This window comes from Tunturiibacter psychrotolerans (assembly GCF_051013365.1).
Classification (GTDB): Bacteria; Acidobacteriota; Terriglobia; order Terriglobales; family Acidobacteriaceae; genus Edaphobacter; species Edaphobacter psychrotolerans_A.
In genome coordinates this window covers 1,641,842-1,655,753 of record NZ_CP132941.1, presented here as the reverse complement: position 1 = coordinate 1,655,753, position 13,912 = coordinate 1,641,842, and the positions used below count along the sequence as shown (strand labels likewise).

Sequence of the window (13,912 nt, the reverse complement as noted above, 5' to 3'; positions counted from 1 at the left end):
GGAGTCGGGCAGGCTATTACAGATCCATATCGATTACCACATCACGCAATTTGGGGCTTGATTGAGCCCGAGGGCCGTGCGGTTGCGGCTCTATAAGCAAACAGGCCAGCCGGCTGGTAGACAGGATGTCATTGTGATTCCGATTGAGGCATTTCGAACCCTCGAATTGAAACTCGTGGTCAACGGACTTCCGCGAGCGGTAAACGTGGACCCCTGCGTCACTCTACTGGACCTATTGCGGGAATATCTGCATTTGACGGGATCGAAGAAAGGTTGCGATCACGGCCAATGCGGAGCATGCACAGTTCTGCTTGATGGCAAACGTGTGAATAGCTGCCTCATTCTGGCGGTGAGTCGTGAAGGCTCGACGGTAACCACAATCGAAGGGCTTGGATCTACGTCGAAGATGCATCCGCTGCAATCCGCCTTCATCCGATATGACGCTCTTCAATGCGGCTACTGCACTCCGGGTCAGATTTGTTCCGCTGTGGGCTTATTGCGCGAGGGTCAAGCAAAGTCGCGAGATGAGATTCGTGAGGGCATGAGCGGAAATCTCTGCCGTTGTGGAGCTTATATCGGTATCGTCGATGCGATCGCGGACGTTATGGCGTCAGGATCAACTCTCTTAGAGGACCAATGAGACATTTCCGCTATGTGAAAGCAACCGACATAAAGGAAGCGATTGCAATGATGCTGTCGGAACCTAAGGCTGCATTGCTGGCTGGCGGCACCAATCTGCTCGACCTAATGAAATATGACGTCTCGACGCCCACGCTCGTGATCGACATCAACGGACTTCCGCTCCGGGAAATCAGGGAGACCCCTGAAGGTGGTCTTAGAATCGGGGCTCTTGCGACCAACGCGGACGTCGCGTATGACGAACGTATTTCCGCACGATACCCGTTGCTTTCCAGCGCAATACTTGCGGGTGCGTCTGGGCAGCTACGAAATATGGCAACCATCGGCGGCAACCTGCTTCAGCGCACGCGGTGTTCCTACTTTTATGACATTCAAATTCCATGTAATAAGCGCGTGTCCGGCAGTGGGTGTCCAGCTAAGACAGGTCTAAATCGCGGGCACGCCATATTGGGTGCCAGCGAGCTTTGCATTGCAACTCATCCATCAGATATGTGTGTAGCTCTCGCCGCAATTGACGCTGTCGTCATTGTGGAGGGGCTTCGTGGAACGAGAGCGGTCGCGTTCTCGGACTTCCATCGCCTACCCGGCGAGACCCCACAGTTGGACACGAATCTGCTGCATGGCGAGATCATCATTGCTGTGGATCTTCCTCCCATTTCTGCGCAGATAGGGCATAGCTATCTAAAAATTCGCGATCGGCTTTCCTACGCTTTCGCCTTAGTGTCCGTTGCAGCACTGGTGAAGGTAGACGATGGCGTCATAACGCGCGCCGCGCTCTCTGTCGGTGGTGTTGCCCACAAGCCATGGCGGGACAGGGAGGCCGAGACTTTTCTAGTCGGCGCGAATGCCGAGAGAAGCGTGTTTCGCCAATTCGCGGATCGGTTGCTCCATACAGCGGTGGCAGAGGAGCATAACGGCTTCAAGATTGAATTAGCGCATAGAACTGTCGTCCGATGCCTGGAGCAGGCGGCAGCACAGACACCCCAGTCGCAGTCCGATAAGCGGATCCGTTAGGAGAATTCATGGCCGATGAACCCGTCAGTACAGGTAAGCCTCTTGCGCGTGTCGATGGTCCGCTTAAGGTAACCGGAGGAGCAAAGTATGCTGCGGAATACGAAGTCCCGGATTTGCTTCACGGGGTGATCGTTCCCTCCTCAATCGCAAAAGGCAAGATTACTGGCTTCGACACGGAAGAGGCGATGGCCTTTCCTGGCGTAATAAAGATATTCACACATCAGAATCGGCCGTGGGGACCACACTTTAGCCTGTTTTTCAAAGATCCGATGGGGCCTCCCGGCCGACCGTTCAGACCGCTCCATAATGAACGAGTCCATTTTAGCGGACAACCGGTGGCCCTCGTGGTCGCCGACACGTTCGAGGCGGCGCGAGATGCCGCCGCGCTGGTCAGAGTCTCTTATCGTGAAGAGGTCCACGCTACTGATCTTGAGAAAGAAGCGGTAAGCGCATATGAACCGCCAAGGCATCGTATCGGCGTTCCGCCCACCCCGAAGCCGACCGGCGATGCGGGTACCGCCATGGCGGCCGCACCGGTGAAAGTCGAGGCCACGTACCGCACCTCCCCAGAGAACCATCATCCGATGGAACTCTTTGCTACCACCGTCCACTGGGGCGCGGATAACACAATTACCGTATACGACAAGACCCAGAGTCCCAAGAGTGTGCAGATATATCTCAAAACTGCATTCTTGTTCTTCAGGCGCCATGTCCGTGTGCTGAGTCCCTACGTTGGCGGTGCTTTCGGCCTCGGTCTTCGTCCTCAACAATCCGTCTTTTTAGCGGTGCTGGCCGCTAAAGCTCTCAAGCGATCCGTCAGGATCGTCATCCCGAGAGATCAGATGTACACGCTTGGCTATCGAGCTCACGCAATCCAGACGGTAGCTCTTGGTGCAGATGAGTTCGGGCTCCTTCAGGCATTAAAGCAGGACGCAATTGCAGCCACATCCCGCAATGAAGATGCACAGGATCCAATGCTTTACTTCTCGGGTCTGCTGTATCGGTGTGAGAACGTCAGCCTCTCGTACAAGCTTGCGAAACTCGACACGGTCTCGCCTTGCGATATGCGCGGACCTGGAGCGACTACCGGAATGTTCGCACTCGAATCGGCCATGGACGAACTCTCCTACGCTACTGGTCAGGACCCGCTTGCTCTGCGCTACGCGAACTACACCAGCGATGATCAAATGGAGCACCGGAGAATGAGTAGCAAAGCCCTAATGGATTGCTACGCGCAGGGCGCTGAAAAGTTCGGGTGGTCTCTGCGTATCCCCGCGCCACGCTCCATGCGCGATGGACGGGAACTGATCGGCTGGGGCATGGCGACCGGCATTTGGGATGCAGCGCTCTCTCCGCTCCCGGCGCGAGCTACCGTCACCCTGACGGCCGACAACTGCCTCGAAGTCGCAACCTCAGTGACTGACATTGGTACCGGAACGTACACGATTCTCACGCAACTCGCCGCCGACGCGATGCAACTTCCAGTCGATCGCGTTACAACCCGTCTCGGAGATTCGTCCCTTCCTTACAACCCAACTCAAGGTGGATCTTGGACTGCTGCGACCGCTGGATCCGCTGTGCAGGCTGCATGCGACAAGTTGAAGAAGAAGCTTCTCAAGCACTCAACAGGCAGAGATACCTTCAATCCAGGCGTGGTCCCAAGACATCAATTCGTAGATCTTCTCAAAGCAGCAGGGAAGTCGAGTATGAAGGCGACTGCCACGATCACACAGCTCTCCGCAGGCAGGGGGTTTACGAGCGCTACTCATTCTGCAGTTTTCGCAGAAGTCCGCATCGACGAGGAGCTTGGCGTAATTCGGGTGACCCGTATTGTCTCAGCGATTGCTGCGGGCCGAATTCTCAACCCTCTGACGGCGCAAAGTCAGATTAGAGGTGCGTCTGTCATGGCCATCGGTAAGGCGCTTCATGAAGATGCAGCCTATGATCACAATCTCGGTCGGTGCATGGCACACAGCTTTGCCGATTATCACATTCCGTCAAATGCCGACATCTTCGATCTGGACGTGATCTTTGTGGACGAAAAGGACGAAGAGGTCAGTCCGATTGGAGCAAAGGGGCTCGGGGAGATCGGCTCCGTGGCCGTGGCTCCCGCCATCGCTAACGCCGTTTTCCATGCTACCGGCCACCGTGTCCGGGAACTCCCCATCACAATTGATCGACTACTTCCGGGATTACCACGCACGGGCGGACATTAGCAGAACGAAGAACAGCTATTCAGGCGCGTTCAGGCAAGCTCTCCCCCAGTAACGTCCAGAGCCTTCCGGGTAATTGAACCGGCAGAGGGCGAGACCAAGAACATAACAGCCCTGACCACGTCATCCGTTGTTACGGCCTCTTCATAGATGTCTTCTTGGGCGTAGAAGCCGCTCAGGTGGCCTTTACGCGTTTTCGGGTCTCGAACTTCAAGGTGCCAGCCAAGACCACATTCGCAGTGATCTTGCGGCCTGCGAGGTCTCTGGCGAACCCCCTTGGTATAGCCCAGCACTGCCGCGTTTGTTCCTGCGTAATCAGCAGCTCCCACGATTCCCACCCTTTGGGCCAACGAAGAGGTCAAGGCAATGATGCGATCGCCGGGGCGCAGGTTCAGAACAGCAGAGCGTACCAAAGCAATGTAGCCTTGAACATTCATCTGCCATTGCAAATCTAGTGTCCGATTGTTAATTGTTGATTGTCGGTCGTCGATAGTTTCCCGTAATTCGCGAAGGATGAAGTATGAATCAGGATGTCGAGGTGTTTGAACGCCCTTGTCACGTCCCGGAGGAGTGATGCAGCTTGCTTAGTATCCCAGGATCGTGTTTGATTGCCGTTGCACGATTGCCCCGAGCCTTTCTAGGATTTCAACGTGCTCCCTTGCTCTTGCCTGCGAAGCAGATTAGGTAACAGCCACGTCCGCACCGGCGTGAGCAAAGGCAATCGATACGGCTGCACCGACGCCGCGGGTTCCCCCAATTACTAACGCGACTTTCCCTATCGGGGACGACATCTGCTGGAGGTTTGACTAGCTTCAAGAAAGCCAGTGTTCAAAATGCTCGCGTTCGCCGTTAGGGCTCCCGGTAGTGCCATTTCGCTGAACATCCCTAACATGTTCGTGGTGTTCTTCACAGATCGCATAGAGAGAGGCCCGGCCGTTAGGCCGGGCCCAAATTGATCGATCACTCCAAAATGTGCTAGTTCATCTGCTTCAACACCGTTTCGCTAATCGTGGCCTTGGGTACCAGGCCAACGATGCGTTCAACTTCTTTCCCGCCCTTGAAGAGCAATAGTGCCGGGATGCCGCGGATGGCAAACCGGCTAGCCGTTGCGCTGTTTTGATCGACATCTAACTTCATGACCTTGAGCCTGCCATCGAATTCAGCAGCAATCTCTTCCACTGCCGGAGCGAGTGTTTTGCACGGGCCACACCATGTTGCCCAAAAGTCAACCAATACCGGCTGTTCCGATTCCAGAACATCCAGTTGAAACGTGCCGTCGGTGACATCGGTAATATGCTTTTCTGCCATGGTTACTCCTCGTTGCTTTCGCTGCTACTTGCGTGGTGGGTGTGCTCGATCCAGTGCAGCTTTTGTTATCCGTCCCGAGCATGAGGCCGGCAACAGGATGGGGAGATCCCGCCGCTGGCCTGAGCGTTATGCCTCCGCTAAGAGAACTTCTCCCTTGTTCGCCGTTACAGAATTCGGCTTGACGCCATACCAGATCGAATAGAGAGCTGGAAGGAACGAGAGCGTCAAAACCGTGCCGACGAAAGTACCGCCAATCAGGGTGTATGCCATTGAACCCCAGAAGACGGAGAACGTGAGAGGAATGAAAGCGAGAACAGCCGCGAGAGCTGTGAGCAGTACCGGCCTTGCGCGTTGCACCGTTGCCTCGACCACGGCATCGTAGCTGTTCATGCCCTCTTCTTCCTGATTGGATTTGATTTGGCCGATCAGGATGAGGGTATTGCGCATGATGATTCCCGCCAAAGCGATCAGTCCGAGGATGGCATTGAAGCCAAAGGGCTGATGGAATAGAAGCAACGTCGGCACCGTACCAGCAAGCCCGAGTGGGGCTGTCAACACCACCATGAACATTGCGGAGAACGATCTGACCTGCAGCATGATTACGGTAAGCGTCAGGATGATCATGATTGGGAAGACGCTGGCGAGGGCGACATTTGCCTTGTTGGACTCCTCGATGTTGCCGCCAACTTCAATTTTGTAGCCCGATGGCAGTTTGGCAATGATCGGCTGAATGGACTTCAGCAGTTCACCCGATACCTGTGGAGGCTGGAGCCCCTCGGCGATGTCGCACTCCACGGTAATCGTCGTGAGCCGGTCGCGACGCTTCAGGATGGGTTCCTCCTGCCGGACTTCTACGTGTCCGATCTGGCTGATTGGGATTAGCTTCCCATCGTGGCTGATGATGGTCATATCTTGCAGTCGGCTTGGATCGAGACGATCCGCTCCAGCACTCCTAGCTACGATATCGACGGTTCTGATGTCTTCCCTAACCTGCGACACTGGAATTCCAGTGAGCAGGAACTGGATCTGAAGACCAGCGTCGCTTGAGGTCAAGCCGAGGAGATGTAGACGGTCTTGATCGAGGACAAAATGAACAGTGGGAGCCTTTTCTCCCCAATCTTCATTGGCTTGCCGCGTGTTCGGACTGGCCACCATAACCTGTTTGACCTGTGCTGCTATGTCGCGAACCTTTTCGACATCAGGTCCCATCACGCGAAACTCGACCGGCCAGGGCGTGTACGGACCAAAGACCAGTTGCGAAGCGCGGATTCTGGCTTCAGGCGCGATGCCTGCTGCGACTTGTTGCTGCAGACGAAGTTTCAGGGCGTCACGCTGCTTTTCATCCGGTGTCAGAACGATGATCTTTGAAAAGTTTGGGTTGGGGAGCTCAGGGTTGTAAGAGAGAAAAAACCTTGGTGCGCCTCCACCGATGTACGCAGTCACGATCTTTGCTTCCGGCTGCTTACGAAGCCAGTTTTCCACCTTGGCACTTGCCCCGCTCGTGGTTTCAATGCTGCTGCCCTGAGGCAAGGTGACTTCAACCAGCATCTCGGGACGGTCGGAGGCAGGGAAAAATTGCTGTCGCACGAAGCCCATGCCAACGAAAGATGCCACCAGGATAGCCACCACAATGCCCGCTACGAGGAACTTTAACTTGACTGCACCAGCCACGAGCCTGCGGAGTTTTTGGTAACCGGGGGTCGAATAGATGGCCTCGTGCCCTCCCGCGATGGGCGTTACGTTCGGAAGAAGAGTTACGCCGAGGTACGGTGTAAACGTCGCCGCCACTAACCACGACACCAGCAGGGCGAACGCTACAACCCAGAAGATATTTCCCGCATACTCGCCTGCCGTAGACTTACCGAAACCTACGGGCATAAGTCCGATGGCGGTCACAAGAGCTCCTGCAAGACGGGGTGCGGCCGTGTGACCCCAGGAATACCCGGCCGCCTGAACGCGGTCCCAGCCCTCTTCCATCTTGACAACCATGCTTTCGATAACAATGATGGCGTCGTCGACAAGTAGTCCTAGAGCAAGGATGAGTGCACCGAGCGTCACGCGGTCAAAAACGCGGCCGGTAGCAAACATGACCACGAATACAGCAGCAAGTACAAGGGGGACGGCTGCAGCGACCACAATACCCACGCGCCAGCCAAGACTGATCAAGCTCACAATCATGACGACCGCAAGCGCGACACAGAACTTGAGCATGAATTCGTCATAGGCCTCACGGATGTTTACAGCCTGATCCGTGACCTTGCTGAAAACCATACCGGCAGGGAGTTCCGTCGAAATCTTCTTCTGCTCCGCTTCGAGTGCCTTGCCGAGATCAAGGCCATTCCAGGCTTCCTTCATCACGATGCTGAGGACGAGGGAATCCTCGCCGTTGTGCCGGATCATGAAGGTCGTAGGATCTTCGTATCCGCGCTTCACCTCAGCGATGTCGGATAACGTCAATGTGCGTCCGCCCGCTACGATCGGTGTGTCCCGAATTTTTTGTAAGTCGTTGAGCGCACCGTCCAATCGGATGAAGACCTGCTGGTCCTTTGTATCGACCGAGCCGGACGGTGTCACAGCATTCTGCTTCACGAGTGCGTCGAAGATCTGCTGTGGACTGACGCCGAGCGTCGCCAGCCGCGCATAGGAGAACTCAACGAAGATGCGTTCGGGACGCTCACCAACAATATCGATCTTCTTTACACCAGGCACCTGCAACAGTCGTTGGCGCAGCGTTTCTGCTTCACGCGTCAGCGTGCGCAAAGGTAGACCATGTGCTTCTACGGAATAGAGTGCAAAGGTGACGTCCGAATATTCGTCATTGATGAACGGGCCATACGTGCCCTGTGGCAGCTTATGTGCTTCGTCCCCTAGTTTCTTACGAGCCTGGTAAAACTCCTCAGGAACCTCCTTGGGGTTCATGCTGTCCTTCAGGGATACCTTCATGAGGGCCAGGCCGGGACGTGTAAACGTCTCTACCCGATCGTAGGTCCGGAGTTCCTGCATTCGCTTCTCGAGCGGTTCTGCGACTAGATACTGCATCTCTTGTGCGGTCGCACCCGGCCAAACGGCGGCGACTGTGAAAACTTTCACGGTAAACGTGGGGTCTTCAGCTCGGCCAAGCTGAAAGAACGCAAAGACTCCGGCTCCGATTACGGCAAGAAGCAAGAAGAACGTGACGGCTTTTTCGCGTACCGCTATCGCTGAAAGATTGAGGAACGACTCGGTGACTTTCTCCCGGAACTCGGGTCCAGTCGTGTCGTGAACATGGAACTCGCTGTGCTCTTTGTCGTGAAGGTTCATCGTTTAACCTCCGCGCGAACTTCCTCTACGCGAACACGTTCTCCGTCGTGAAGAAGATGGACCCCAAGCGCGATGATCTTCTCGCCCGAATGCACGCCATCTGTCAGAATCGCTTCCTCTTCGGTCAGATTATGTATGTGAACAGGATGGAAGGCGACGGTGTTAGTTTGAGTGTTCAACTCCCAAACGCCGGTGCCTTGACCCAAATCTATGATGGAAGCGATGGGAACTGAATACAGGTCCTCGCTTCCGCCGTCGAGTCGCACCGTGACCGTTGCGCCGAGAGGTGCATTCGCGCCAGGGCCCCCCAGTACATAGCGAGCCTCGAATGTCCGCGTGAGAGGATCAGCGGCGTCAGAGAGTTGTCTCAGCCGGGCGGTTACCCCACTTGTTTGGCCATACACCGATGCATTCGCAGCGGTTCCCAGCTTTGGGCGTACGGTTTCTGGGAGGTTTATTGCCGCTTCGCGTGGGCCGGCATGTGCGAGACGCACGACGGTCTGACCGGCGGCTACCACCTGTCCTGGTTCGCCCATTGTTTCGACGACAGTTCCGTCAGCATCTGCGGTGAGTTTTGAGTAGTCGCCTTCGTCCTGTGCGACATGGGCTTGCGCCTGCGCGGCCTGCAGTTCGGCCTGAGCAGCATCAGAAGCTGCCTTCACTTGGTCATAGGTGGAGGCTGAGATCGCTCCCGTCTTCACCAACCCGCGGTAGCGAGCCTCATCTGCGGCAGCTTCTTCAGCTCTAGCCTTCGCTGCGGCGACCGTCTCGTTCCTTGCGGTAATCGCATGCGAGTAATCGGTCTGGTCGATGGTCATCAAAAGCTGACCGGCGCGGACAAATTGACCGGTATCTACGAGACGCTTTGTGATCTTTCCGGGAATTCGGAAACCCAAGTTGCTTTGGACACGCGCGGTAACGACGCCGGTAAATGAACGAGTGGAGCCGGATGAGACCACCACCTCTGCGACCCGGACTAATTCGGGCTCGGTTCGTGGATCGGCTTCGACCTTGTGGTTGCAACCGGCAAGGCCGATTACATATGCGGCAAGGGCCAGGGCTGTAACGTTGAATTGAAAATTCCTCACTGGTTGACTCTCCTGATGCTCCTGAAGGCGAATCTATACACAAGTGATGAGTTTGTCAATTCGTCATTCATCATAAAATTAGCGATCTTCGCACTAGCTTTGCCACAGCGACGGCCTCCTCCGGCAGTTCTCGCGGATTCTGTTGAACAAGAATCGGATAGTAGAAAGGTTCCATGGTGTAGTGAATTGCCTCGCAGGTCTCATCGAGGGGCGTGTTCCTTTCAAATTCGCCTATTTCGCGTCCGCGAATCACCACCTCGCGAACGATTTTTAGGAGGTCGGAACGGTATCTTTCCGTTGAGGCCCACTTCTCTCGAAATGACAGAGCGATGAGATCATGCATCTTTCGATCCTCGAGAAACATACTTGTAGAGGCTGTAGCTATATTGCTAATAATAAACATGATACAGTCCCCCGGTGAGTCTATCTGGGCCAACATGTTCGCCAAATTCTTGATTAGATCCTCAAGCATCAAGGTACACACGGCTTCTCCGATTGCCTGTTTTGAATCAAAGAAGTGGTACAGGTAAGCAGGGGAGAGCTGGATGGTTTTTGCGATGTCTGCGACGGTCGTTTTTTGGTAACCGTAATGGCGAACATGCTCACTGGCAGCCTGCAAAATGGCCTCGCGTCGACCAAGTTCGAACGAAGTGCGGTGGCTAGTATTTTGACTCATAGTGGATTCAGATTCAGAGCTTTCCATAGTTTTGACCAAATTAGTTGGCCAGCTTAAGCATACAGTTTATTGACAATGTGTGATGATTTCCAATACTCTTCACTAACAATGAATAGCCGCGATCATTCTCGTCAACTAGAAAGCAAGTTTCCCCGCAGCAGTGAGTTCAGCCGCCAGCACGTGGCGGCTGTCAGTTTTGCGGTCCGGCTGGGGTTAGCCCTCACTCTGACTGCGGCAATCAGTGGCTGCCGGGTCGGCCCCAACTACCATGCGCCGTCTGTCCAGTTGCAGCCCTTCCATAACGCCCCGTCGATTGAGGCGAGGACCGACGCCCCACCCGCACCGTCACTCGATCAATGGTGGGTCGGATTCCAAGATCCGAAGCTCACAGAGGTAGTGGAACGGACTTTGGCCGAAAACCTTGATCTGGCGGCAGCGCTGACCCGTGTTCAGCAGGCACGAGCCGTTGCAAAAGGGGCTGGTGCGGCAAGGCTGCCCGCCGGTAGCTTATCCGCTTCGACTACTTCCCTTCGACAATCATTGGAGAGCCCATTCGGTCGCATATCCCCTGTCATCCCGGGATATCAACGCGATCAAAACTACTATGATCTCGGCATTGCGGCCAGTTGGGAGACCGATCTCTTCGGGAGCTTGAGAAGAGGTGCGGAAGCAGCCACTGCAGAGGCGCAGGCGGCGGAGGCTATGCGTACGGGTACACGCATTTCAATTGCGGCTGAAGCCGCAGATGCTTACTTGCAGATCAGAGGTGCGCAAGCGAGGTTGAGTTTCGCGCATGAGCAGATCGAGACCGATCAACACCTCGTGGATCTCGTGCGCCAACGAAAAGATGCAGGCGTTGCGTCCGATCGGGAACTTGCGCAAGCAGAGGCCCTGCTCTCTGGTGCAAAGGCAACGATTCCATTGCTCGATACAGTCCTTGAGTCGGAGCTCAATCGTCTCGATGTCCTGATGGGAGCGCAACCTGGAACCTATGCTGCCGACCTCAAAGTGGTGGCAGACATTCCCGTGGTGCCGAGCATTCCGAATACTGCCGCCCCTATGGATCTCTTGCGCCGACGGCCTGACATCATTGCAGCCGAACGCGAGGTAGCTGCTTCAAATGCCCGAATTGGCCAGTCGCTCGCGGAATATTACCCGAAGCTTTCGCTGTCGGGCATCGTCGGCTCTGAGGCACTCGCACCCGCTCATCTGTTTGAGCAGCAAGGGTTTCAATCGATCGGCGTCGCAGGTCTTCGTTGGAGATTATTCGATTTCGGCAGGGTGGATGCAGAAGTCAAGCAAGCCCGCGGAGCGAATGCTGAGGCCCTATTGCGCTACCGGAGCTCTGTTCTTCATGCCGCTGAGGATGTTGAAGACGCATTCACTCTCCTAGCGCAGTCTGAGAACCGCCGTTCGGAGCTGCTCTTGGAGATAGCACAACTGCAGCGGGTACGTGACCGCTCGCAGGAATCATACAACGCCGGCGTCATTGGCCTCACCGATGTACTAGACGCAGATCGACAACTACTTGCCGCAAAAGACGAGTTGGCAGTCAGTCGTGAGGGTGCCGCCCGCGCAGCAGTAGGGTCTTTCCGCGCCCTCGGCGGGGGATGGCAGCCGTAAGACCGACAAGTCTCTTGAGGTGCATCCTTATGTTCACGCTGAAGCGCAGACTGAAAGCCGCCAATCAAAGCTCTATTAGGCACCGTCGGGAACCCGGTAATTCGGAAGGCGCTGCGAAGCATGGATCTGAGTTGGGGAGCTGTTCATCCAATCATTTGCGCAAAGTTTGTCATGGGAGGAATTGCTATGTTTGAACCTGTGTTTCTTATTGCAGTCGGCTCATTAGCGGTGGTCTCTGGGATCATTTGGATGCGACGTAGAGCTAGACGACGAGAGATGCTCAGTCACACGATCACCCCTGAGACCTTGCATGACTTGCTGGACTCAGACCAGAAACCCGCGGTTGTGGATCTGCGCTTGCCTCTCGACTTCCTTGTGCACACAGAGATAATTCCAGGCGCACAGAGAATCTCTCCGAGAGAGATCGTAGCAAATCCCGACATGCTCTCTAAAGATCAAGACTACGTGCTCTATTGCACCTGTCCAGGTGAGGACACCAGCGGAATCGTATTAGAAACCGCCCTGAAGATGGAGTTCTTGAGAGTGAAGATGCTGGCAGGCGGGCTTGAAGCATGGAAACAGAAAGGGTACCCCGTAGCCCCCTATGACAAGCCATTTCGTCTTGACGTCCAGTAGCAGTTTGGGCCACCGCTGGTCGTGCGCGGTCGCGTGACGAGGCCCCATAGGGTCATCTCAAGAAAGGAAATTTATGTACGCTAAGGCCCTGGGCGCGATGTTCGCTGCTATCAGGGGGTACTACACCAAACGTGTAGAGTCGAGATGTGACGCAGTTGTTTAGGTCTGGCGTATCTGTGTCCGGCCCTTTCGTCTGCCGGTGCCTCATTATCCGAACCGTGCTCCCAATACCCCGGCGGAATCGCAGAGTGCACATTTCGCTCTCTTCCCCCACGATGGCAGCCTTCCCCGATTTTTGGGCGGGTCGGCTTCCGCGTTGCGACTTTCGAGGCCTGCTCAGCGTTCGCTCACGTTACGGGCTGCATACTTGCCAAGTCAGTTAGATGATCCTACAAAGGAGGATCAGCCGCTTCGTTGCCACGGCTGCTCCGATTGCTACCGGCTGGAGCGACCTTGCCGGGCGGGATTCGCACCCGCTGAGAAACGTGCCTTAGCACGGCGCACCCAAAAAAAATCGTACGCTAATGGCAAGTTCCACGTCTCAGACTTCCACGATTAGTGCCCGAACACCCCGGCGAGGTTCGATGAGTGACTCGGCCTGATATCGGCACTTGAAAGCAAAAGCCCGCGAGCCGATAGGCGGGACCAGCCAGAAAAGGATCAACCTCAAGTTACACCCAACCCGCTGTAAAGGTTGTGGCGCTCACGTCTGAGTCGTAGCTGGTCGATCGAAGTTGCATTGTCTGTCGACCAACTACGACGTAGTGCGCTAGCGCCAACCCGTACGTTCATCGGTCCCTCAATCCTCAATCGGGGAAGACCAGAAAGTCTTCATCACTTCCAATCGCCACCCAGGAATTGCCTTCGTCCAGACCGTGTGACGACGACGCCCGTGTCTTGACAGATACCTTGAAATCCGACTCCGTTCTCATCGATCACGAAGGAAAAGTGCGAGGTAAATCCTTCGGAGGTTTCGGTGAAAGTGCCCGTGCAATCGTCACTTACCGTATAAGCGCCCGTTCCGGTTCCAGGGCCTATACTGCCGTTTGTGCTCGCATTGTATTTGAAGCTGACGCCGCCTCTCCCGTCGAAGTATTGCACACCAACCTCGGCGGACGGTCCAAGTATGGAGGCGGGTGCGTTAGCAACAATAGGTCCGATGGAGGTGTAAGCGAAGTGGCCCTTCAGCGTAGCCTCAGAGCAGTCAGCCTTCGCGTTGGGTGCAAAACCCAGGGCAAGTACGGTGAATGCGGCGGTTGTGAGAGCGATGGCGTTGAGTTTCATGATAATCTCCTTTGCATTTCGTAGATTGACTCGATTCAGGGAGAAGAATCGGCCTGACCGCCTCTTCTCCCCTCGTTTGTACTGGCGGAAGTGACAGGCAAAAGCGGCCACGCTTTGGTATATTTCTTTTG

The 13,912-nt window shown here is 55.3% G+C and carries 11 protein-coding genes; 5 read left to right on the top strand and 6 right to left on the bottom strand.

Annotation, left to right across the window (positions count from 1 at the left end):
* The first annotated feature begins 133 nt into the window (after positions 1-133).
* The 3 genes from RBB76_RS06835 to RBB76_RS06825 are packed head-to-tail and all read left to right on the top strand — an operon-like array spanning position 134 to position 3,869.
* Entirely contained in the window at positions 134-640 is a 507-nt protein-coding gene (locus RBB76_RS06835) for a (2Fe-2S)-binding protein (RefSeq protein WP_429628164.1), read from the top strand.
* The gene (locus RBB76_RS06830) at positions 637-1,653 is read left to right on the top strand and encodes an FAD binding domain-containing protein (RefSeq protein ID WP_429628165.1); all 1,017 of its coding nucleotides are present in this window, start codon (positions 637-639) and stop codon (positions 1,651-1,653) included. The genes RBB76_RS06835 and RBB76_RS06830 overlap by 4 nt, the downstream gene beginning before the upstream one ends.
* An 8-nt stretch (positions 1,654-1,661) precedes the next feature.
* Positions 1,662-3,869, top strand: a complete 2,208-nt coding sequence (locus RBB76_RS06825; protein ID WP_429628166.1) for a xanthine dehydrogenase family protein molybdopterin-binding subunit — start codon at positions 1,662-1,664, stop codon at positions 3,867-3,869.
* Positions 3,870-3,898: 29 nt separating this feature from the next.
* Here the strand turns inward: RBB76_RS06825 and RBB76_RS06820 are convergent, their stop codons facing one another.
* The 5 genes from RBB76_RS06820 to RBB76_RS06800 form a co-directional block, all read right to left on the bottom strand.
* The gene (locus RBB76_RS06820) at positions 3,899-4,315 is read right to left on the bottom strand and encodes a hypothetical protein (protein ID WP_429628167.1); all 417 of its coding nucleotides are present in this window, start codon (positions 4,313-4,315) and stop codon (positions 3,899-3,901) included.
* 526 nt (positions 4,316-4,841) lie between these two features.
* Complete coding sequence (gene trxA, locus RBB76_RS06815; protein WP_429628168.1) at positions 4,842-5,174, bottom strand: thioredoxin; 333 nt, start codon at positions 5,172-5,174, stop codon at positions 4,842-4,844.
* Positions 5,175-5,300: 126 nt separating this feature from the next.
* Positions 5,301-8,474, bottom strand: coding sequence for an efflux RND transporter permease subunit (locus RBB76_RS06810; protein ID WP_429628169.1), 3,174 nt, complete (start codon positions 8,472-8,474; stop codon positions 5,301-5,303).
* The gene (locus RBB76_RS06805; RefSeq protein ID WP_429628170.1) at positions 8,471-9,562 is read right to left on the bottom strand and encodes an efflux RND transporter periplasmic adaptor subunit; all 1,092 of its coding nucleotides are present in this window, start codon (positions 9,560-9,562) and stop codon (positions 8,471-8,473) included. Before RBB76_RS06805 ends, RBB76_RS06810 begins: the two co-directional genes overlap by 4 nt.
* 70 nt (positions 9,563-9,632) lie before the next feature.
* The gene (locus tag RBB76_RS06800; RefSeq protein ID WP_429628172.1) at positions 9,633-10,181 is read right to left on the bottom strand and encodes a TetR/AcrR family transcriptional regulator; all 549 of its coding nucleotides are present in this window, start codon (positions 10,179-10,181) and stop codon (positions 9,633-9,635) included.
* Between the two features lie 237 nt (positions 10,182-10,418).
* On the opposite strand from RBB76_RS06800, the gene RBB76_RS06795 reads away from it, so the two are divergent.
* Positions 10,419-11,861 (top strand): efflux transporter outer membrane subunit, encoded by a 1,443-nt coding sequence (locus tag RBB76_RS06795; protein WP_429628173.1) that lies wholly within the window; start codon positions 10,419-10,421, stop codon positions 11,859-11,861.
* 276 nt (positions 11,862-12,137) lie between these two features.
* Positions 12,138-12,497, top strand: a complete 360-nt coding sequence (locus RBB76_RS06790) for a rhodanese-like domain-containing protein (protein ID WP_429628174.1) — start codon at positions 12,138-12,140, stop codon at positions 12,495-12,497.
* 834 nt (positions 12,498-13,331) lie between these two features.
* Here RBB76_RS06790 and RBB76_RS06785 read toward each other — a convergent pair.
* Positions 13,332-13,781, bottom strand: coding sequence for a hypothetical protein (locus RBB76_RS06785; protein WP_429628175.1), 450 nt, complete (start codon positions 13,779-13,781; stop codon positions 13,332-13,334).
* Between the last annotated feature and the right edge of the window lie 131 nt (positions 13,782-13,912).

What these genes read in the sequence shown, in the direction of transcription:
- RBB76_RS06830 (WP_429628165.1), top strand. Translation starts at nt 637, where the DNA reads ATGAGACATTTCCGCTATGTGAAAGCAACCGACATAAAGGAAGCGATT.
- RBB76_RS06825 (WP_429628166.1), top strand. Translation starts at nt 1,662, where the DNA reads ATGGCCGATGAACCCGTCAGTACAGGTAAGCCTCTTGCGCGTGTCGAT.
- trxA (WP_429628168.1), bottom strand. Translation starts at nt 5,174, where the DNA reads ATGGCAGAAAAGCATATTACCGATGTCACCGACGGCACGTTTCAACTG.
- RBB76_RS06810 (WP_429628169.1), bottom strand. Translation starts at nt 8,474, where the DNA reads ATGAACCTTCACGACAAAGAGCACAGCGAGTTCCATGTTCACGACACG.
- RBB76_RS06790 (WP_429628174.1), top strand. Translation starts at nt 12,138, where the DNA reads ATGCTCAGTCACACGATCACCCCTGAGACCTTGCATGACTTGCTGGAC.
- RBB76_RS06785 (WP_429628175.1), bottom strand. Translation starts at nt 13,781, where the DNA reads ATGAAACTCAACGCCATCGCTCTCACAACCGCCGCATTCACCGTACTT.